The sequence below is a fragment of the Streptomyces sp. NPDC047085 genome (assembly GCF_040643735.1).
Lineage (GTDB): Bacteria > Actinomycetota > Actinomycetes > Streptomycetales > Streptomycetaceae > Streptomyces.
On sequence record NZ_JBEYUW010000017.1, the window covers coordinates 68,225 to 87,785 of the forward strand.

Here is a 19,561-nt window from a genome sequence, read left to right on the forward strand (position 1 = left end):
CGCGCGCCCACCGACCCGTCACAGGCCCCGCTGCCGCAGCGTCGACCCCGATCTCCCTTTCTCGACCTCCAGTTGGGCGTGGATGCGGCGGCGCAGATCGGCGACGTGGCTGACGATGCCGACGCTGCGGTCGCGTTCGCGCAGTGAGTCGAGGACGTCGAGGACCTCGTCCAGGGTCTGGTCGTCGAGGCTGCCGAAGCCCTCGTCGATGAAGAGGGTGTCCAGGCGGACGCCTCCGGCCTCGTCGGTGACGACGTCGGCGAGTCCGAGGGCCAGGGCGAGGGAGGCGAAGAAGGTCTCGCCGCCGGACAGGGTCGCGGTGTCGCGTTCCCGGCCGGTCCAGGCGTCCACGACGTGCAGTCCGAGCCCGCTGCGGCCGCGTCCGGTGCGGTCGTCGGAGTGGACGAGGGTGTAGCGGCCGGCCGACATTCGCTGCAGCCGGACCGTCGCGGCGGCGGCGACCTGTTCCAGACGGGCCGCCAGCACGTACGACTCCAGGCGCATCTTGCGTTCGTTGTCGGCGGAGGTGCCCGCCGTGAGGGCGGCGAGGCGGGCCACCCGGTCGTACTCCTCGCGCAGCGGCGCGAGGGCGCGGGCGCCGGCCGTGGCGCGGGTGGAGAGGCGGTCCAGTTCGGTGCGGCAGCGGGCGGCCGCGTCGCGGGCCGAGGCGGCCTCGCGCAGCCGCCGTTCCGCCTCGGCCGCGGCCTGCTCCGCCGCGCCAAGGTCGGCGGGCGGCCGCTGGGCGGCGGCCGCGGTGTCGGCCTCGGCCAGTACGGCGCGTACGGCGGCCTCCTCCGACTGCCAGGCGTCCAGGCGGTGTTGGAGCTCGCGGTGGGCGGCGTCGTCCAGGAGGGCGTCGGCGGCGGCCGCCGGGGTGTCGAAGCCGGCGCGATAGGCGGCGTCGGCGAGGCGGGCGTCGGCGTCCTTGAGGTGCTGGGCGGCGTCCTCGGCGGCGCGTGCCGTGTCGGCGGCCTCGGTGAGCAGGGCCGCCTGCCGTTCCAGCTGTGCGGCGCGGGCGGCGACGCTCGTGGCGGCCCCGCGCGCCTGCGCCAACTCCGCTTCCAGAGTGCTCTGTTCGCGTTCCAGGGTCTCGCGCCGGGTGAGCCGGGAGGCGGCGCGGACGGCGGCCTGCTGGCGGGCCTCCAGGCGCTGCTCGCGTTCGCGCTCGGCCTGCCGCAGTTCCTCGTGGGCGGCGTGCAGGGAGGAGGCGTCGCGGCGGGCGCGCGCGTACTCCTGCTCCAGGGCGTCGGCCTCGGCGGCCAGCCGGGCGGTGGGGGTGTCGCCGGCCTCGGCGGTGGCGGCGGCCAGTGCCTCGCGGACCAGGCCGAGCCGCCGTTCGTCCTCGGTGCGCCGCTCGTCGGCCCGCTGGTAGGCGGCGAGGGCGTGCTCCTCGGCCTCGCGGTCGACGTGCCCGGCGACCTTGCGGGCCGGGGCGGGGTGCTCTGTGGCCCCGCAGACGGCGCAGGGCTCGCCGTCGGTGAGGTGGGCGGCCAGTTCGGCGGCGATGCCGCTCAGCCGCTGTTCCTTGAGGTCGAGCCAGTGGGCGCGGGCGTCCAGGGCGGCCTGTTCGGAGGCGAGCGCCCGGCGCTGCGCCTCCTCCAGGTCCGCGGCCAGCTCGTCCCGGGTGCGGGCCGCGTTGAGCCGCCGCCGGGCGGGTTCGCGCTGGACGGCGAGCTGTTCGGCGCGGGTCGCAGCCTCCTGGGCGGTCTCGACGCGGCTCTGCAGGGCCGTGCGTGTGGCGTCCCATTCGGCGAGCCAGGTGTCCGCCTCGCGCAGGACGTCCTCGTCGGCGCGCTCCTGCCGGTCCAGTCCGTCGCGCTCCTCGACCAGGTCGGCGAGCCGCTGCTCGGCGCGCCGGGCCGACTCCAGGCCGCCCAGTTCCTCGGCGGCGCGGCGGGCGGCGGCCGCGAGCCCGGCGGCGCCTGCGTCGGCGTAGGTGTCGGGCAGCATCCCGCGCGCGTGTGTCTCGGCGGCCGCGGCCCGCCGGTGCGCGGCCTCCGCGTCCTCCCGCAGCTCCAGCGCGGGCGCCACGGTCTCCGCCTTGCGGGCCCGCTCCATGCGCTGCTGCGCCTCGCGGTGGGCGCCGGACCGCTCCTGGAGGCGCTCGGCGCGCTGCCGGGCCTCGGCGAAGCGGCTCTGCAGCCGGGCGAGTTCGCGTACCTCGGCCAGGGTCCGCTGGGCGTGCGCCTGGGCGGACTCTGCGGCGGTGAGCCGGCAGTGGGCCACGGTGAGGCGCTCGCGGGCGGTGCTGCGGGCGACGGCGGCGGCGCCGAGGACCGCTTCGGCGAGGCCGGGCTCGCCCGGGGCCAGCTCGGGCAGTTCCATGGCGTCGCCGGCGGCCTGCTGCATCCGGTGCGCGTCGGCGAGCAGCGCGGCGTCGCCCTCGCGCACCCGGGCCTCGGTGGCGCGCCGGCGTTCGGCGAGCCGCTTCTCGACGTCGGCGAAGCGCTGGGTGTCGAAGAGGCGGCCCAGCAGCCGGCCGCGGGCCTCGGCGTCGGCGCGCAGGAAGCGGGCGAAGTCGCCCTGAGGCAGCAGGACGACCTGGCAGAACTGCTCGCGGCTCATGCCGAGCAGCTGGGTGATCTCCTCGCCGATCTCCTGGTGGGAGCGGCTGAGGTCCTTCCACGCGCGCGTGGTGGCGTCGTACTCGCGCAGCCAGGTCTGGGCCTTGTCGAGGGTGGTGCCGGTGCCGCGCTTCTTGGGCCGCTCCCACGGCGGCTGCCGGACGATCTCCAGCCGACGTCCGGCGACGGTCAGCCGGAGGCGCACCTCGGTGCGGGTGCCGGGATCCGCGTGGTCGCTGCGCAGGTGGGTGCCCTGGCCGCTCTGCCGGGCGCCGGGCACGGAGCCGTAGAGGGCGTAGCAGACGGCGTCCAGGACGGAGGTCTTGCCGGCGCCGGTGGGGCCGTGCAGCAGGAACAGCCCGGCGGCGGACAGCGCGTCGAAGTCCACCGTCTGGGAGCCGCCGAAGGGCCCGAAGGCGGTGATGTCGAGCCGGTGCAGCCTCACCGCGCCACCTCCCGGACGGCGTCGGCGGCGCGCACGGTGTCGAAGGCCTCGCGGAGCACGGCCGCCTCCTGCTCGTCGGGTCCGGCGCCGCGCACATGGGCGACGAAGTCCTGGGCGATCTGCTGGTCGGCGCGGCCCGCGAGGCGGCGGGCGTACGACACGTCGGGGTCGTCCGGGGCCCGCTCGGGGGCGAAGACCAGACTGAGGGTGTGCGGGAAGCGCGCGGTGAGCCGGGCCATGGGGTCGGCCGGGCGGACGGCGTCGGTGAGGGTCGCCTCGACCCAGGCGTCCTCGTGGCGGGTCAGCTCCGGGTCGGCGAGCAGGTCGTCCAGGGTGCCCCGGACGCGGGCCAGCGGGCGCGGCACGGGGCAGGGGAGGCGCTCGGCGGTGACCGAGCCGGCGGCGTCCAGGTCGACGAGCCACATGCTCTTGACGTGGTCGGCCTCGGAGAAGGAGTACGCGAGCGGGGAGCCGGAGTAGCGCACGCGCTCGGTGAGGGTCTGGCAGCCGTGCAGGTGTCCGAGCGCCACGTAGTCGACACCGTCGAAGACTCCGGCCGGTACGGCGGCCACCCCGCCCACAGTGATGTCGCGCTCGCTGTCGCTGGCGCGGCCGCCGGTGACGAAGGCGTGGGCGAGGACGACGGAACGGGTGCCCGGCGCGCGCGTGGCGAGGTCGGCGCGGACGCGGTCCATGGCGGCGGCGAGCACGGCCTCGTGCCCGGCCTTGTCGACCGCGAACTCGTCCTTGACCAGCGCGGGTTCCAGGTACGGCAGCCCGTAGAAGGCGACGTCCCCGTGGGCGTCGGTGAGCACGACCGGGGTCCCGGCGGCGGAGGGCGCGGTGCGCAGGTGGATGCCGGCGCGGTCCAGCAGCCCGGCGCCGACGCCGAGGCGGCGGGCCGAGTCGTGGTTGCCGGAGATCATCACCGTGGGGACGCCGAGGTCCGCGAGGCGGTGCAGGGCGTCGTCGAACAGCTCGACCGCGGCGAGCGGGGGCACCGCGCGGTCGTACACGTCTCCCGACACGACCACGGCGTCCACGGCGTGCTCGCGCACGGTGGTGACGAGGTGACCGATGAACTCGGCCTGGGCCCCGAGCATGTTCACCCGGTGGAAGGCTCGGCCGAGATGCCAGTCGGACGTGTGCAGGAGTCTCATGATCCTCGAGACTAACCGCCGGGTCTGACATCACGGGCGGTTACTCCCGTATCAGACCGTCACGACCTTGCCCACATGCGCCCGTTATGCCCGATTAGCCACGAACATCCCTGCGCTGCAAGGGATGCACGTCACGCGTCCCCGTACGCCTCCCCGCCCAGTTCGAACCCCGCCGTGCCCGCCGTCACATCGGCCAGCCACGCGCGGAAGGCGTCCACGTCGGCGTCCGGCAGGCCGATCTCGATGGTGACCTCCTCGCCGTAGCGGACGTCCCGGACCTCGCGGCCGGTGGAGCGCAGGTCGTTCTGGACCTTGCCCGCGCGCTGGTGGTCGACGGTGACCGTGGCCAGCCGGAAGCGGCGCCGGGTGATCGTGCCGAGCGCGTCCAGGGCCTCGCCGACGGAGCCGCCGTAGGCGCGGATCAGGCCGCCCGCGCCGAGCTTGACGCCCCCGTAGTAACGGGTGACCACGGCGACGACGTACCGCATGTCGCGGCGCAGCAGCATCTGAAGCATGGGGACGCCCGCGGTGCCGCCCGGTTCGCCGTCGTCGCTCGCCTTCTGCACGCCCGCGTCGGCGCCGATGACGTACGCCCAGCAGTTGTGCGTGGCGTCGGCGTGCTCCTTGCGGACGGAGGCGATGAACTCCTGGGCCTCCTGTTCGGTGGCCGCCGGGGCGAGGGCGCACAGGAAGCGGGAGCGGTTGATCTCGGTCTCGTGCACACCCGCGCGGGCCACTGTGCGGTACTCGTCCTGCATCCCGCCAGCCTATGCGGAGTGCCGCGGTGGTCCGTACGCGCACCTCGGCCGGGCCGGGCCGCTCTTCCCTGCCGCGTGGGCCCGGCTACTTCTCCTTGTTCTTCTTGCCGCGCGGGACGGTGAACGACGTCAGCAGCGCCGTACCGGCGGTGAGCGCGGGCCATCCGGTGCCGTGCCAGGCCAGCAGGGCGAGCGCGGAGGTCGGGAACTTCTCGCGCAGCCGCTCCAGGGTGTCGTCCAGGCCGTCGCCCGCCAGCTCCAGGACCAGCTGCTCCAGCCCCGGGTTGTGCCCGACCACCAGCAGCGTCTCCACCTCCGGCGGCGTCTCGTGCACGACCTCCAGCAGGTCCGGCACGGAAGCCGCGTACAGCCGGTGGTCGTAGCGCACCGGGGGCGGTGTGCCCCACTGGGCGGAGGCCAGCTCCCACGTCTGGCGGGCCCGTACGGCGGTGGAGCACAGCGCGAGGTCGGGCAGGTCGTCCGCCTCGGCGAGGGCGCGCCCGGCGGCCGGCGCGTCCCGCAGGCCGCGCGGCGCCAGCGGGCGCCGGTGATCCTCGACGCCGTCGGGCCAGGCCGACTTGGCGTGCCGCAGCACGATCAGCCTGCGCAGCGGGCCCACACCCGACCGCTCCATCATGCGAGGCTCCCCAGGTCGCGGGCGAGGTCGAGAGCGAGGAGGCGGTCGGCGTACGCGTACGTCTCGAACCGCGCGCCGTCGGCCGGCTCCGGGCCGTTCTCGACGTCTCTCAGCACATTCAACACCCCCGGTAGATCCAGATCGTCCTCCCAGGCCTCCCGCAGTCGCGCCCGCACGTCGTCCGGCACCGGCCGCGAGGGCGACCGCGCCCATCGCGCGACCGCGGAACGCCAGCGGGCGAGGGTCCGCGCGGCGTCGTCCAGTGCCGCTTCGTCCAGCCGTGCCGGCGTGTTCCGGGGAACGGAGAGCAGGGCGAGGCGCAGGGTGGAGGGGTCGGAGTCGGCCAGGAGGGTCTGGAGCCGGGGGGCGCCGGCCGCCACCGGTGCCACCGTCAGCACCACCCCGCCCCCGGGTGTCGTCTCCCCCTCCTCCATCACGTGGAGGGTCTGCGCCTCACCCAGCCCCGAGGCCAGGTCGCGGCCCTCCTCGAACGGGCGGATGCCCAGGGTCGTCGCGGCGGTGCGGAGTTCCGCGCGCTGGCGCGGGGCCGTGAGGATCGTCCAGACGGGGGTGCCGCCGAGTTCCAGGGCGCGGACGAGGAGGTCGGCGGTGAGCAACACGCGCAGGGATGTCAGGTCGAGTCCGGAGGCGTAGGCCTCGATCCGGGTCAGACCGCGGCGGGCGGGGGCGGCGGAGACGGGCTCACCGGTTCGGGCGTCGAGGATGCGCAGCACGGGGCGAGCGTAGGCGCGCGAACGCCCGTACGCAGGCACCTTGCGCCGATTCCGGACGCCGTGGCGGGATGCCGGGCGGGTCGTCGGAGGGTGCGGGAATCGGTGTCCCGTGGGCGATGTTGCCCCCACGACAGTTCCCCGAAGCCCCGAGGAGGCGGCCGTGTACGGCGACGAAGCGACGATCCGCAGGATCCTGACCGAGCTGGGTGACACCTGGGCGGTGGTCGGCCTGTCCTCGAACCCACAGCGGGCCGCGTACCGCGTGGCGCAGGTGCTGCAGCGGTTCGGCAAGCGGATCGTGCCGGTGCACCCCAAGGCGGAGACGGTGCACGGCGAGCAGGGCTACGCCTCCCTCGCGGACATTCCCTTCGAGGTGGACGTGGTCGACGTGTTCGTCAACAGCGAGCTGGCCGGAACGGTCGCCGACGAGGCGGTGGCCAAGGGCGCCAGGGCGGTGTGGTTCCAGCTCGGAGTCGTCGACAAGCCCGCCTACGAACGGGCCCGGAAAGCCGGACTTGACATGGTCATGGATCGCTGCCCGGCGATCGAAATTCCCCTCTTGCCCTAGCGTATCTGCGTCTTCATCACAATTCTCCGCTGAATATTGACATTCTCACTTGGCGTCTGACCTGTGTGAAGGCTCACCCCAAGACAGGCAAGATTCCGGGTCAAGATTTGGTAATCAGTCTTTGCGGCGGCGGAAAGCGTTCCTAGCCTTTGGCCTCATTGCTCGTCAATAATGCGTTAACGATCTGAGAGGCCCACCCTGACATGGTGAAACTCGACCATGCCGCGCCCCCGACAGCCGCGAAGGACACCGGCGGCCTGCGCCGCGACGTCGGACTGATCGGTCTGATGTGGGCCTCGGTCGGCTCCATCATCGGTTCCGGCTGGCTGTACGGAGCCGAGAAGGCGGTCGTCGTGGCCGGCCCCGCGGCGATCATCTCGTGGGTGATCGGCACGGTCGCCATCGTCCTGCTGGCACTCGTGCACGCCGAACTCGGCGGCATGTTCCCGGTGGCCGGCGGCACCGCCCGCTACCCGCACTACGCGTTCGGCGGCCTGGCCGGCATGTCCTTCGGCTGGTTCGCCTGGCTGCAGGCGGCCACCGTGGCCCCGATCGAGGTCGAGGCCATGATCGGCTACGCCGGTCACTGGAAGTGGGCCCAGAGCCTGCAGCACGCCGACGGAACGCTGACCACCGGCGGTTTCGTCACGGCCGTCGTCCTCATGGCCGTGTTCGTCGGCGTCAACTTCTTCGGTGTCCGGGCCCTGGCCCACACCAACAGCGCGGCCACCTGGTGGAAGATCGCCGTCCCGCTCGGGGCGATCTTCGTCATCGCCGCGACCAACTTCCACGGCAGCAACTTCACCTCGGAGGGCTTCGCGCCGTTCGGCGCCAAGGGCGTGCTCGGCGCCATCAGCTCCAGCGGCATCATCTTCGCGCTGCTCGGCTTCGAGCAGGCGATCCAGCTGGCGGGCGAGAGCCGCAACCCGAAGCGTGACCTGCCGCGCGCGACCCTCGGCTCGGTCGCGATCGGCGCCGCGATCTACATCCTTCTGCAGGTCGTGTTCATCGCCGCGCTGCCGCACAGCTCGTTCGCGCACGGCTGGGCCAAGCTGGACTTCCCGGGCATCAGTGGCCCGTGGGCGGGCCTCGCGACCCTGGTGGGCCTCGGCTGGCTGGGCTGGGTCCTCTACATCGACGCCATCATCTCCCCCGGCGGCACCGGCCTGATCTACACCACCGCCACCTCCCGCGTCTCCTACGGCCTGGCCAAGAACGGCTACGCACCGAAGGCGTTCGCCAAGACCGACAAGCGCGGCGTGCCGTGGGTCGGCCTCATCATGTCCTTCGTCACCGGTGTGGTCTGCTTCATGCCGTTCCCCAGCTGGCAGGAGCTGGTCGGCTTCATCACCTCGGCGAGCGTGCTGATGTACGCGGGTGCGCCGCTGGCCTACGGCGTCTTCGCCGACCGGCTGCCGCACTTCGAGCGCCCGTACCGGCTGCCCGCCGGCAAGGTCGTCGCGCCGCTGTCGTTCGTGGTCGCCAACCTGATCATCTACTGGGCCGGCTGGAACACGCTGTGGCGCCTGGGCTTCGCCATCCTGCTCGGCTACCTGCTGCTGGGCTCCTACGCCCTGTGGGCCAACGCCACGAAGAAGCCCGACGCGCCCCGGATGGACTTCAAGGCCGCGCAGTGGCTGCCCGCCTACCTGCTGGGCATCGGCCTGATCTCCTGGCAGGGCGGCTTCGGCGAGGGCAGCCAGGGCAACATCCCGCTGTGGTGGGACATCCTGGTCGTCGCCGCCTTCTCGCTCGGCATCTACTACTGGGCCAAGGCCACCGCGTCGAAGCCCGAGGCGATCGAGCGCAGCATCGACGAGGTCGTCGTCACCGACGCCCCCGCGCACTGAGCCCCTCGCTCCCTGGTGCCCCGTCGGCCGGTCCCCGGCCGACGGGGCACCGTCATGTCCGGCTCTCCGTCTCGGCGGAGGATTTCTCGGCGAGCCGGTGGTCGGCCACCTTCAGCGCCTCCTCGACCAGGCGGCGCAGATGGCCGTCGCGGAGCGAGTAGACCACCCGACGGCCTTCCTTGCGCGTGGTCACGAGTCCGGCGAGGCGCAGCCGGGCCAGGTGCTGGCTGACGGCGGGCCGGGCTGCGCCGCATGCCTGGGTGAGCGTGGTGACGTCGGCCTCGTCCGCCGTCAGAGCGTGCAGCAGGGTGAGGCGGGTGCGGTCGCCGAGCAGGGCGAGGAGTTCGGCGGCGACCGTGAACTGCTCGTCGCCCGGGGTGCGCCGCTGCGCATGGTGCGCAGGTGATAGGTGCATGCGTGCGCTCATACGCACATAATGGCGTCGTGGGCGCCATGCGTCCACTCCCGCACACCGGAAGGGGATCCACGTGAGCGAGCGGCACACGCACCGGCACCCGGGGCACGAGCACGCACCCGACCCCGGCGCCGGGCACACGCACCGGCACGGCGACCAGCCCCACAGCCATGACCACAGCCATGACCACGGCCACGGCCACGGCCACGGCCACGGCGACAGCCATAGCCACAGCCACGGTCAGGCGCCCGCACATGCCCATCCCCACCCTCACCCCCGCTCCTCCCCCGGCCTTCGCCACCGGCTCGTTCACCTCCTCACCCCCCACTCCCACGAGACCGCCGACAAGCTCGACCCCGCCCTGGAGGCGTCGGCTCGGGGCATGCGCGCCCTGTGGGTGTCGTTGGCCGTGCTCGGGGTGACCGCGTTGGCGCAGGCGGCGGTGGTGGCCGTGTCCGGGTCGGTGGCACTCCTCGGCGACACGGTGCACAACGCGGCGGACGCGCTGACGGCCGTACCGCTGGGCATCGCCTTCGTGCTGGGACGGCGTGCGGCGACCCGGCGGTTCACCTACGGCTACGGGCGTGCCGAGGACGTGGCGGGGCTGGCGATCGTGCTGACCATCGCCGCGTCCGCCGCCTTCGCGGCCTGGGCGGCCGTCGATCGGCTGCTGGATCCGCGCCCGGTCGAGCATCTGCCGGCGGTGGCGGTGGCCGCGCTGGTCGGCTTCGTGGGCAACGAGTGGGTGGCCCGGTACCGGATCCGGGTGGGCCGGGAGATCGGCTCGGCCGCACTGGTCGCCGACGGGCTGCACGCCCGGACCGACGGGTTCACCTCACTGGCCGTGCTGCTGGGCGCCGGCGGTGCGGCCCTGGGCTGGCAACTGGCCGACCCGCTGGTGGGGCTGGCGATCACCGCCGCGATCATGCTCGTGCTGCGGGACGCGGCGCGGGAGGTGTTCCGGCGGGTGATGGACGCCGTCGACCCGGCGCTGGTGGACCGGGCCGAACGGGCGGTACGCACCGTGCCGGGCGTGCGCGAGGTGGGCGAGCTGCGGCTGCGGTGGATCGGGCACCGGCTGCGGGCGGAGCTGGCGGTCGTGGTGGACGGCGAGGCGACGGTCCGCCAGGCGCACGCGATCGCCGTGGAGGCCGAGCACGCGCTGCTGCACGCCGTACCGAGACTCACGGCCGCCCTGGTGCACGCCGATCCGGCACCCGTTCCAGGTGAGGCCGATCCGCATCTGGCACTGGCCCACCATCTGACGGCCTGATGTCAGCACTCAACCATCCGACGGCCTGATCTCAGCACTCAACCATCCGACGGCCTGATCCCGGCGCCCAGCCGTCCGACAGCCTGGCCTCAGGCGACGCCGAGCCCCTCCAGCACCACCGCGCCGGGCAGTTCGGCGAGCGCCTTGCCCGGCACGAGCAGCTTGCCGCGCCGGCGTCCGCTGCCGACCAGGACGTACGGCAGGTCCACCACGGCCGCGTCCACCAGCACCGGCCAGCCGTCGGGCAGTCCAATCGGGGTGATGCCGCCGTACTCCATGCCGGTCTCGCCGGTCGCCGTGTCCATGGAGGCGAACGAGGCCTTGCGGGCACCGAGTTGGCGGCGTACGACGCCGTTGACGTCGACCCGGGTGGTGGAGAGCACCAGGCACGCCGCCAGGGTGGTCTCGCCGCCGCGCTTGCCCGCGACCACCACGCAGTTCGCCGACCGCTCCAGCAGGTCGCGGCCGTAGTGCTCGACGAAGACGGCCGTGTCGGCCCACTGCGGGTCCGTGTCGACGTAGACGATCCGGTCGGCGGGGACGCCGCCCCGCCAGTGGCGTACGGCGTCGGCGACCGGGGCGGTCAGCTCGTCCAGGCAGTCCGGGGCGGGGATGGCGGTGTCGAAGTCTCCGATGGGTGCGCGCATGGCCGCACGCTAACAGCCGCGCCGAAGCAGCTCAGTGCACGGGCGGCACCGAGACCGCCATCACCATCTCCATGGGCACGTCGCCGGTGTTGCCGTACACGTGCGGGACGTTGGCCTCGAAGGACACGCTCGCCCCGGCGGGAACGCGGTGGTCCTCGCCGTCCACGGTGAGCGTCAGCTCGCCCGCGGTGACGTGGACCAGTTCGACGGTGCCGGCGGGGTGGGGTTCGGAGGGGCTGCTGTCCCCCGGCATCAGCCGCCAGTCCCACATCTCCAGCGGTCCGGGCGCCTCGGTGCCGGCCAGGAGCCGGTTGTAGCTGCCGGCGTCGGTGTGCCACATCCGTACCGCCCGCTCGGCGGGAACGATGCGGACCTTCGGGCCCTGCTCGTAGTCGAGCAGGGTGGTGATGCTGACGCCGAGCGCGTCGCCGATCTTGACGACGGTGCCGATGCTCGGATTGGTGCGGGCCTGCTCGATCTGGATGAGCATGCCGCGGCTGACGCCGGACCGGGCGGCGAGCACGTCCAGGGTGAAGCCGCGCACCGCGCGCCAGTGCTTGACGTTGCGCGCCAGGGACTGGGTCAGGGTTTCGAGGTCCGACACGTTCCGTCCAATATCCGGGAGCCAGAGTGCAATATTATGGATGACAGAGTTCAACTGACCGAACTACGGTGGGGTGCACCGTTCGTTCATCAAACTGTACTGCGAGGCACCAGTGACCGCGTTCTTCGCCCTGACCACCAGCCTCCTGTGGGGACTGGCCGACTTCGGCGGCGGGCTGCTGACCCGGCGCACGCCCGCACTGACGGTGGTGGTCGCGTCGCAGGCGATCGCCGCGGCCGTCCTGGGGGTGATCGTGGTCGCCACCGGCGGCTGGAGCGAGGCCGGACCACGCCTCTGGTTCGCGGTCGCGGCGGGCCTGGCCGGCCCGGTCGCCGTGTTCTCTTTCTACAAGGCCCTCGCCCTCGGCCCCATGGGTGTCGTCTCCCCGCTCGCCACGCTCAGCGTGGCCGTGCCCATGGGGGTGGGGCTGGTCCTCGGCGAGCGCCCCGGATCGCTTCAGGTCGCGGGCATCGCGGTCGCCGTCGCCGGTGTCGTCCTGGCGGGCGGGCCCCAGCTGCGGGGCGCGCCCGTGCAGCGGCAGACGATCGTCCTCACACTGATCTCGGCGCTCGGCTTCGGCACGGTCTTCGCGCTGATCACGGAGGCGTCGACCAACGTCACCGGCCTGTTCCTGTCCCTCTTCGCGCAGCGCGTGACGAGCGTCGCGGTGGGCGGAGCCGCGCTGTACGCGTCCGTCCGGCGGGGTGCTCCCGCGCTGCCGGCGGAGGGCCTGCCCCGGACCGCGCTGCCGGCGCTGGCCTTCGTCGGCCTCGCGGACGTGGCGGCCAACGGCACGTACGCGGTCGCCGCCCAGCACGGCCCGGTCACCGTGGCGGCGGTGCTCGCCTCGCTCTACCCGGTGGTGACCGCGCTCGCCGCGCGCGGTTTCCTCAGCGAGCGGCTGCGCGGCATCCAGGCGGCGGGCGCGGGGCTCGCCCTGCTGGGCACGCTGCTGCTGGCGACCGGCTGAGTCAGCCGTCGGCCTCCAGCCGGGCCAGTCCCTCGACCGCCTCCTCGTCGAGGTCGGCCAGCGCCCGCAGCTGCTCCGGCGTGATCCCGTCCGGCAGCGGCACCGGCGCCGGGGTCCGGAGCGGCGGCTGCCAGCCCTCGTCGGGCGTCCAGCGCCGTACGACCCGGGCGGGCGCCCCCGCCACCACGGCGTGGTCGGGGACCGTGCCCCGCACCACCGCACCGGCCGCGACGACCACGTTCCGGCCGATCCGCGCGCCCGGCAGGATCACCGCGCCGGTGCCGATCCAGCAGCCCGGGCCGATCTCGACCGGCTCCATCCGCGGCCACTGCTTGCCGATGGGCTCGTGCGGGTCGTCGTAGGAGTGGTTGGTGGAGGTGACGTAGACGTACGGCCCGAAGTAGCAGTCGCTGCCGATGGTGACGCTGGTGTCGGCGATGACATGGCTGCCGCGGCCGAGGACGACTCCGTCGCCGATGCGCAGGATCGGATCGGGCCCGAGGTCCAGGTCCGGCATCAGGCCGGCGGTGAGGGTGACCTGCTCGCCGACGATGCAGTACGAGCCGAGGTGGATCCAGGGCTCGCCGAAGATCGTGCCGAGCGGGAAGGCCAGCCGGGTGGCTTCGCCGATCGAGCCGAAGCGGAAACGGCCGGGGTTCTCGGCCGACACCGATCCCGTGCGCTGGACCCAGGACCAGGCCGCGTGGACGGCACGCTGGGCGAGGCCCCGTCTCCAGGATGAGAACGTGTTCTTGCTCTTCGGCACGGGCTCACGTTACTCACCGGTTGCCTCCGGCGAGAGGGTGGGCCCCTGTGATCTTTGCCCCAGTCGTGACGTACGGTGCCCAGGACTACGGACTCAGGGAGACGTGATGACGCACAAGGCGCTGATCGTGGGCATCGGCGGGAACGAACCCCAGGTCGATCCGGAGGCGTTCGTCGCGCCCACGGCCTCGGTGATCGGGAACGTGACCCTGCACGCGGGGGCCGGCGTCTGGTACGGCGCCGTGGTGCGCGGCGACGTCGAGCGGATCACCGTGGGCGCTCAGGCGAACGTGCAGGACAACGTCACGCTGCACGCGGATCCCGGGTTTCCGGTGACCATCGGCGAGCGGGTTTCCATCGGGCACAACGCGGTGGTGCACGGGGCGACCGTGGGGGACGACTGCCTCATCGGCATGGGGGCGACCGTGCTGAACGGGGCCGTGATCGGGGCCGGGTCGCTGGTCGCCGCCCAGGCGCTGGTGCCGCAGGGGATGGTGGTGCCGCCCGGGTCGTTGGTGGCGGGCGTGCCGGCGAAGGTGCGGCGGGAGCTCTCGGAGGAGGAGCGGCAGGGGGTCACGCTCAACGGCACGATGTACGCGGAGCTGGCGAAGGCGCACAAGGACGTGCACCAGTAGGAGGACCGCTCGCGGGAGCGCTACTCCCCGGCGCCGACCGGTTCCGCTTCTCGGTCCTCGTGCTCGGCCTGGGTCTTCTTGGCCTTGCGCTTCAGGATCAGCATCGACGTCAGGCCGATGAGGACCGCTGCCACCAGGCCCAGGTACGAGAAGCGCTTGAGCCAGTCCTCGGCGACGACGCCGACGTAGTAGATGACGGCCGTGGTGCCGCCGGCCCAGCAGATGCCGCCGAGGAGGTTCGCGATGAAGAACTTCCAGTACGGCATGTGGAGGACGCCCGCGAGGGGGCCGGCGAAGATGCGCAGCAGGGCGACGAAGCGGCCGAAGAACACGGCCCACATGCCCCACTTCTCGAAGGACCGCTCGGCGGTGGCGACGTGGGCCTCGCCGAAGTGCTTCGGGAACTTCTTGCCCAGCCAGGCCAGCAGGGGGCGGCCGCCCTTGCGGCCGATGGCGTAGCCGATGGAGTCGCCGATCACGGCCCCGGCGGTGGCACAGACGCCGAGGACGATCGGGTTGATGCCGGAGTGCTGGGAGGACATGAGCGCCGCCGAGACCAGGATGATCTCGCCCGGCAGCGGAATGCCCAGGCTCTCCAGACCGATCACCAGGCCGACCACGGCGTAGACGGCGGCCGCAGGCACCGTGTCGAGCCATTCCTGGACGTGCACCGCGGGTTCCTCCCCTGTCGCTGTCGCTGCCTGCCGGGGCGTCGCATGCGCGGCACGCCCACTGGGAAGGCTACCTGGTCGGCGGTGAACGGCGGCTGACCGTGCCTGCGGCGGCACCGTCCCGCCCCTGCTCCTTCGGTTGTCGGACATCCCGATGTCATGCGGGAGGGGGAGGCTCTCCGCGGTTTCGCCGATCCGCCTCCCCCAGGTCCCCGCCGCGGGGCCCGATGCGGAAGGACCACGTCCCCGTGTCCTCACTGTCCCCGCTCTCCTCGGTCACCCCTCTCTCCTCGCTGTCCTCGCTCTCCGCAGGCTCCTCGCTGTCCTCGCGCTCCTCTCTCCCCTCTCCCCCCTCGCTCGCCTCGCCGTCGTGTCCCCCGACCGAGGCCCCGGCGCGCCGCGCCTCCCTCCTGGCGGCCCCGCCCGTACGTCTCGCGCTCTGCCTGTCTCCGCTCCTGCTCGTCGCGGGCTGGGCGCTGACCCATCGGTCCATGGCCTACGACGGGGCTGCCCGGCTGGCAGCGGCCGATCCCTGGTGGCTGCTGGCCGGCGTCGGGTTCACCTGTCTGACCTGGGTGGCCGCCTCCTGTGTCCGGCAGGGCGCGCTGCCGGACCGGTTGCCACCGGGGCTGCTGCTGGCCTCGCAGGTCGCCGCCGGTGCCGCGAACCACGCGCTGCCCGGCGGCCTCGGCGCGCACGCCGTCACGCTGCGCTTCCTGCGTACCCAGGGCGTGCCGCCCGCTCGGGCCACCGCTTCCATCGCCCTGTACTCGCTGGCCAAGTCCGTCGCGAAGACGCTGGTGCTGCTGGTGTTCCTCGCGGCGTCCCCGGCCTGGCGACGGCTCGGCGAGCTGGTGCCGGACGGGCGCGCGCTGCTGCCGGCCGCCGTCGTGGCGGGTGCCGTGGTGACGGTGACGGGGGTGCTGGTGATCGTTGTACGGCCGTTGCGGCGCCCGGTGACGGGGCTGGTGCGGTCCGCGCTCGCCGATGTGCGGGAGGTGCACGCGCGGCCCGGCCGGGTGCTGGCCCTGTGGGGCGGGGCGGCGGCGATGCCGCTGGTGCAGGCGGCCGTCCTGGTCTGTGTCGGGGCGGCGCTCGGGCTGGGGCTGCCCTGGGAGCACGTGGTCCTCGCCTATCTGGCGGCGGGCACCGCCGTGGGTGCCGTGCCGTCGCCCGGCGGGCTCGCGGTGGACGCGGCGCTGGTGTGGACGCTGGTCGCGTTCGGCTCCGAGCCCGCCGTGGCCACGGCGACCGTCATCGGGTACCGGGTGCTCACCGACTGGCTGCCGCTGCTGCCGGGCGCCCTCGTGCTGTCGGCGCTGTTCCGCGCGAAGGTGCTGTGAGCGGCGCTCACAGGCGGCGCGCGACCAGACGGTAGGCGTTGCACAGGCCGAGGCGGTGGGCGAGCGGGCGTACCGCGAACCGGTCGAGCAGGGCCGCCGAGAGCAGGGCCGGCACCCCGGCAAGGAGCAGTGCCGTGCGCAGGCTCCGGCGGAGGGCGCCGGGCGGCTCGGGCAGCCAGGGCGCGTCCTCGCGCGGGGCGGTGTGGTCGAGGGCCAGCCAGACGGCGGCCAGGAGGTCGACCGGGTCGTGCGGTTCCGTGTGCTGCTCGGCGACCACCGTGAAGCCGAGCGCGGCGAGCCGTTCCCGCAGGTTGGCGACCGGCATGAAGTGCAGGTGCTGCGGCTGCAGCCAGGGCAGCCACCAACGGCCGAGGAGCCGGGCGTACCGGCTCTCCGGGTCCGGTACCTCGATGAGGAGATGCCCGCCGGGGCGGACCGCCTCGTGGGCGGCGCGGAGTTCACGGTCGGGGTCGGTGCTGTGCTCCAGGTAGTGGAACATGCTCACCACGTCGTAGCGGGCGGCGAGTTCGGGGGCCAGGTCGGGGAAGGCGCCACGGTAGGCGTGCTCCACGCGGCCCTCGCGGGCGGCGAGTTCGACGCCGTCGGTGAAGTCCAGCCCGTCGAAGGCGGTGCCGGGCAGGACTGTCCGGGCGGCCTCGCAGAAGTGGCCGTGCCCGGTGCCGACGTCCAGCCAGTTCTTCGGGGTGGGGTCGTGCGGCAGCATCGCCTCGGCGCGGCCCCGGTACATCGCGGTACGGCCGCCGAAGGTGCCGCTCATGCGCTGTTCGCCGAGGCCGTCGTAGAAGTCGCGGTAATAGAACTCCAGGCCCTGCTCGGTCAGTTGAGGGTTCTGGAAGGTGTGGCCGCAGTCGTCGCACCGGTCGAGGGTGAAGTGGCCCGGCTTGTGCTGGAGCAGGTCGGTGGTGCGCAGGCGGGTGGTCAGCCGGCCCGAGGCGCACCAGGGGCAGGTGGTGCGCGGGGCCGCGAAGAAGCGGTCCGTGCCGTCGGCCAGGTCGGCCTGGTAGGCGGGGCGCAGGGCGGCGATCCGTTCGCCGTTCGTGCTGTGGTCGCTCATCGGCTCTCCCTCATGGGCTGCTGTGTGCCAGTCGTTCCAGGTGGGCCGCCGCCGCGCGGGCGCCGCCCGCCGCGCGGAACGCGGTGCCGACCCGGGCGGCGGCGACCCGGTGGGCGCGGTCGTGCAGCACGGTGTCGAGGGCCTCGCCCAGACGGGCAGCTGTGACCCGGCCGAAGCGGACCCGCACGCCGGCGCCCGCGTCCACCACCTGGCCGGCCACCACGGGCTGGTCGTCGCGGATGGGCGCCACGACGAGCGGAACGCCGTGCCAGAGCGCCTCGCACACCGTGTTGTGGCCGGCGTGGCAGACGACCGCGTCCATCCGTTCCAGCAGCGGCAGTTGGGGAACGGACGGCAGGATCAGCACGTCCTTGTCGACGGGACCGGCGGGATGGGTGGGGACGGCGGGGCCTGGGGGATCTACGGGGCCTGCGGGTCCTAGGGGGTCTGCGGCGTCGGCGACCAGGGTGCCGCCGGGGTCCACGACGACCGCCTGCACCCGGTCGGCGCGTTCGCGCAGGGCGGCACGGCACTCGGCGAGGAAGCGGCCCCCGGCGTCCGTGTTGGCCGTGCCCAGGGTGACCAGGACCTTCTGCCGACCGGGGTCCAGCCACTCCCACGGAAAGCCGGACCCCGACGGCCGGTCGGCGAGGGACGGACCGACGTAGTGGATCCGCTCCCCCAACGGCGCCTGGGGACCGATCAGTTCGGGGGTGCTGAAGATCAGCATCAGGTGGGGCGAGTAGCGCGGGTCGGCGGTTCCGGCGGGGTCGCCGATGCGGGCGCGCAGCCCGGCCAGCCGCTCCCGCAGCCACTCGGCGACCTTGGGCAGACCGTCGTATGCGCCGGTGAACTCGGCCGAGGTGGTGGCGGAGGTGGCCCAGGGCAGGCCCAGGCTCTCGGCCACCAGGGCGCCGGCGAAGGCCTGTTGATCCGCGACGACCACATCGGGGCGGACCTCCTGGACGGCCGCCCGGACGCCGGGCGCCATCGCCTCGGCGAGCGGCACCAGGTACCACTCCCACAGGAACTTCAGCGCCTCGGCGCCCCGCAGCCCCGGCGGTCGTACGACGCCCTCCGCACCCGGCACCGGCCCCGCGCAGGCGAACACGTCCGCGTCCGGGCCGGCGAGCCGCCGTACCAGCGCCGGGTCGGCGCACACCCAGGCCACCCGGTGTCCGCGCGCGCTGAGCCGGGCCGCGACGCCGACGGCCGGGTTGATGTGCCCGACGAGCGGCGGGACGACGAACAGGAAGCCGCTCACCGGACCCCGGCCCGTGCGCCGCCGGCGGAGTGGATCAGGTCGAGGATGTGCCCGCCGACCGTCCCGGCCGCCTCGACCAGCACCGAGTGCTCGTGCCCGGGCAGCACGACCGGCCGGAAGTCCGTCAGCCGTGCCGCCATCAACGGCACCAGGTCCACCAGGTCCGAGTCACCGCCGTACACACCGAGGACCGGGCAGCGCACGGCCCTGATCTGCTCCTCGGTCAGCACCCGGCTGGCGGGGATGTCCCGGCCGAGCGTGGTCTCCAGGGCGAGCCGGGCCGCGCCCCTGGCCAGGCGTGCGGTGTGCCGGCCGCGGTGGGCGGTGATCCAGGCGATCGCGTCGGGCTGGTTGTACGCCAGTTCGTCGACCACGCGGCGCAGAATGCGGCCGAGTTTCGCCGCCCAGCCGGGGGTCGCCGGTTCGGACTCGATCAGGGTGAGGCCGGCGGTGCGCTCGGGGTGGCGGGCCGCGTAGCCGAAGGCGATGGTGCCGCCGTAGGAGTTGCCGACGAGGTGGATTCGGCCGCTGATCCCGAGCCGGGCGAGGAGTGCCTCCAGGTCGTCGATGTTGTGGTCGAGGGTGTAGCCCTCGCGTGGGCGGTCGCTGCGGCCGTGCCCGCGCAGGTCGTACATCACGACGTCCAGGCCGGCCGCCACGAAGACGGGGGCCACGGTGAAGTAGTAGCTGGCCAGGCTGTCGGTGAGCAGCCCGTGCACCAGGACGACCGTGGCGTGCGGGGTACGGCCGTCCGTGGGTCCCATGCGCTGGACGTGCAGCCGGATGCCGCCGGCGTCGACCATCGCCATGGCTCAGCCCGCCTCCGTCGTCTTCAGGCTCCACACCACGTACTCGACGAGCCGCCCGACGGTCAGCTCGATGATCTCGTCGAACTCCATGCCCGCCAGGAACTCGGCGAGGTTGACCCGCCGTCCGTACCGCTCCTCCAGCAGGCCCGCCAGGGTGACGAGGTCGATGCTCTCCAGTTCCAGGTCGTGGTTGAAGGACGTCGACATGCCGATCACCACGTCGTCCTCGCCGTACTCCGCGAGCAGGGTGCGGAGCATGCCGGTGATGTCGGCGAGCACGGCGTCGGCGGAGGCCGGAGGGGTGGCTGGAGAGGACGTCGGCGCGGGGGCCGGCGGGGTGGCCGGCGGGGTGGGGGTCATCAGGGGGTGCTCCT

At 73.5% G+C, this 19,561-nt stretch carries 20 protein-coding genes; 6 read left to right on the plus strand and 14 right to left on the minus strand.

From position 1 onward, the window contains the following. Window positions 1-18: 18 nt before the first annotated feature. From ABZ865_RS37775 to ABZ865_RS37795, 5 genes are all read right to left on the minus strand, one after another. A complete protein-coding gene (locus ABZ865_RS37775) occupies window positions 19-3,009 on the minus strand; it encodes an SMC family ATPase (RefSeq protein WP_361240610.1) in 2,991 nt (996 codons plus the stop codon). Further along, window positions 3,006-4,169, minus strand: coding sequence for an exonuclease SbcCD subunit D (locus tag ABZ865_RS37780; protein WP_361240613.1), 1,164 nt, complete (start codon window positions 4,167-4,169; stop codon window positions 3,006-3,008). The genes ABZ865_RS37775 and ABZ865_RS37780 overlap by 4 nt, the downstream gene beginning before the upstream one ends. 131 nt (window positions 4,170-4,300) lie before the next feature. Next, entirely contained in the window at window positions 4,301-4,927 is a 627-nt protein-coding gene (locus ABZ865_RS37785) for a YigZ family protein (RefSeq protein WP_361240616.1), read from the minus strand. 85 nt (window positions 4,928-5,012) lie between these two features. Next, complete coding sequence (locus tag ABZ865_RS37790; RefSeq protein ID WP_361240619.1) at window positions 5,013-5,564, minus strand: histidine phosphatase family protein; 552 nt, start codon at window positions 5,562-5,564, stop codon at window positions 5,013-5,015. Beyond that, on the minus strand, window positions 5,561-6,298 hold the full coding sequence (locus ABZ865_RS37795) for a hypothetical protein (protein WP_361240622.1): 738 nt from the start codon (window positions 6,296-6,298) through the stop codon (window positions 5,561-5,563). Before ABZ865_RS37795 ends, ABZ865_RS37790 begins: the two co-directional genes overlap by 4 nt. Before the next feature lie 160 nt (window positions 6,299-6,458). On the opposite strand from ABZ865_RS37795, the gene ABZ865_RS37800 reads away from it, so the two are divergent. After that, window positions 6,459-6,866, plus strand: coding sequence for a CoA-binding protein (locus tag ABZ865_RS37800; RefSeq protein ID WP_361240625.1), 408 nt, complete (start codon window positions 6,459-6,461; stop codon window positions 6,864-6,866). A gap of 203 nt (window positions 6,867-7,069) precedes the next feature. Next, complete coding sequence (locus ABZ865_RS37805; protein ID WP_361240628.1) at window positions 7,070-8,716, plus strand: APC family permease; 1,647 nt, start codon at window positions 7,070-7,072, stop codon at window positions 8,714-8,716. A 52-nt stretch (window positions 8,717-8,768) separates the two neighbouring features. On the opposite strand, the gene ABZ865_RS37810 is transcribed toward ABZ865_RS37805, so the two are convergent. Beyond that, the gene (locus ABZ865_RS37810; RefSeq protein ID WP_361240631.1) at window positions 8,769-9,143 is read right to left on the minus strand and encodes a metalloregulator ArsR/SmtB family transcription factor; all 375 of its coding nucleotides are present in this window, start codon (window positions 9,141-9,143) and stop codon (window positions 8,769-8,771) included. A gap of 61 nt (window positions 9,144-9,204) precedes the next feature. Here ABZ865_RS37810 and ABZ865_RS37815 point away from each other — a divergent pair, with 61 nt between their 5' ends. Beyond that, a complete protein-coding gene (locus ABZ865_RS37815) occupies window positions 9,205-10,404 on the plus strand; it encodes a cation diffusion facilitator family transporter (RefSeq protein WP_361240634.1) in 1,200 nt (399 codons plus the stop codon). 89 nt (window positions 10,405-10,493) lie between these two features. Here ABZ865_RS37815 and ABZ865_RS37820 read toward each other — a convergent pair whose 3' ends face one another. Further along, window positions 10,494-11,051 carry a YbaK/EbsC family protein gene (locus ABZ865_RS37820; RefSeq protein ID WP_361240638.1) on the minus strand — a complete coding sequence of 186 codons (558 nt, stop codon included), beginning with the start codon at window positions 11,049-11,051 and terminating at the stop codon, window positions 10,494-10,496. Between the two features lie 31 nt (window positions 11,052-11,082). Then, window positions 11,083-11,655, minus strand: coding sequence for an XRE family transcriptional regulator (locus ABZ865_RS37825; RefSeq protein WP_361240641.1), 573 nt, complete (start codon window positions 11,653-11,655; stop codon window positions 11,083-11,085). A 112-nt stretch (window positions 11,656-11,767) separates the two neighbouring features. Here ABZ865_RS37825 and ABZ865_RS37830 point away from each other — a divergent pair, with 112 nt between their 5' ends. Next, a complete protein-coding gene (locus ABZ865_RS37830) occupies window positions 11,768-12,625 on the plus strand; it encodes an EamA family transporter (RefSeq protein ID WP_361240873.1) in 858 nt (285 codons plus the stop codon). A 1-nt stretch (window position 12,626) separates the two neighbouring features. Here the strand turns inward: ABZ865_RS37830 and ABZ865_RS37835 are convergent, their stop codons facing one another. Continuing rightward, window positions 12,627-13,391 (minus strand): acyltransferase, encoded by a 765-nt coding sequence (locus ABZ865_RS37835; protein WP_361240643.1) that lies wholly within the window; start codon window positions 13,389-13,391, stop codon window positions 12,627-12,629. Between the two features lie 106 nt (window positions 13,392-13,497). Here ABZ865_RS37835 and ABZ865_RS37840 point away from each other — a divergent pair, with 106 nt between their 5' ends. Then, window positions 13,498-14,025, plus strand: a complete 528-nt coding sequence (locus ABZ865_RS37840; RefSeq protein WP_361240646.1) for a gamma carbonic anhydrase family protein — start codon at window positions 13,498-13,500, stop codon at window positions 14,023-14,025. 20 nt (window positions 14,026-14,045) lie between these two features. Here the strand turns inward: ABZ865_RS37840 and ABZ865_RS37845 are convergent, their stop codons facing one another. Continuing rightward, window positions 14,046-14,696: a DedA family protein gene (locus ABZ865_RS37845; RefSeq protein ID WP_361240649.1), complete on the minus strand. Its 651-nt coding sequence runs from the start codon at window positions 14,694-14,696 to the stop codon at window positions 14,046-14,048. Window positions 14,697-14,944: 248 nt separating this feature from the next. Between ABZ865_RS37845 and ABZ865_RS37850 the strand changes: the two genes are divergently transcribed. After that, on the plus strand, window positions 14,945-16,039 hold the full coding sequence (locus ABZ865_RS37850; RefSeq protein ID WP_361240652.1) for a lysylphosphatidylglycerol synthase transmembrane domain-containing protein: 1,095 nt from the start codon (window positions 14,945-14,947) through the stop codon (window positions 16,037-16,039). 7 nt (window positions 16,040-16,046) lie between these two features. Here ABZ865_RS37850 and ABZ865_RS37855 read toward each other — a convergent pair whose 3' ends face one another. From ABZ865_RS37855 to ABZ865_RS37870, 4 genes are read right to left on the minus strand one after another with little or no spacing between them, the layout of a single operon-like run. Beyond that, on the minus strand, window positions 16,047-17,114 hold the full coding sequence (locus ABZ865_RS37855) for a class I SAM-dependent methyltransferase (protein WP_361240655.1): 1,068 nt from the start codon (window positions 17,112-17,114) through the stop codon (window positions 16,047-16,049). Between the two features lie 10 nt (window positions 17,115-17,124). Beyond that, the gene (locus tag ABZ865_RS37860) at window positions 17,125-18,378 is read right to left on the minus strand and encodes a glycosyltransferase (protein WP_361240657.1); all 1,254 of its coding nucleotides are present in this window, start codon (window positions 18,376-18,378) and stop codon (window positions 17,125-17,127) included. Next, window positions 18,375-19,187 carry an alpha/beta hydrolase gene (locus ABZ865_RS37865; RefSeq protein WP_361240660.1) on the minus strand — a complete coding sequence of 271 codons (813 nt, stop codon included), beginning with the start codon at window positions 19,185-19,187 and terminating at the stop codon, window positions 18,375-18,377. The genes ABZ865_RS37860 and ABZ865_RS37865 overlap by 4 nt, the downstream gene beginning before the upstream one ends. Before the next feature lie 3 nt (window positions 19,188-19,190). Beyond that, entirely contained in the window at window positions 19,191-19,445 is a 255-nt protein-coding gene (locus ABZ865_RS37870) for an acyl carrier protein (RefSeq protein ID WP_361240876.1), read from the minus strand. Window positions 19,446-19,561 lie beyond the last annotated feature (116 nt).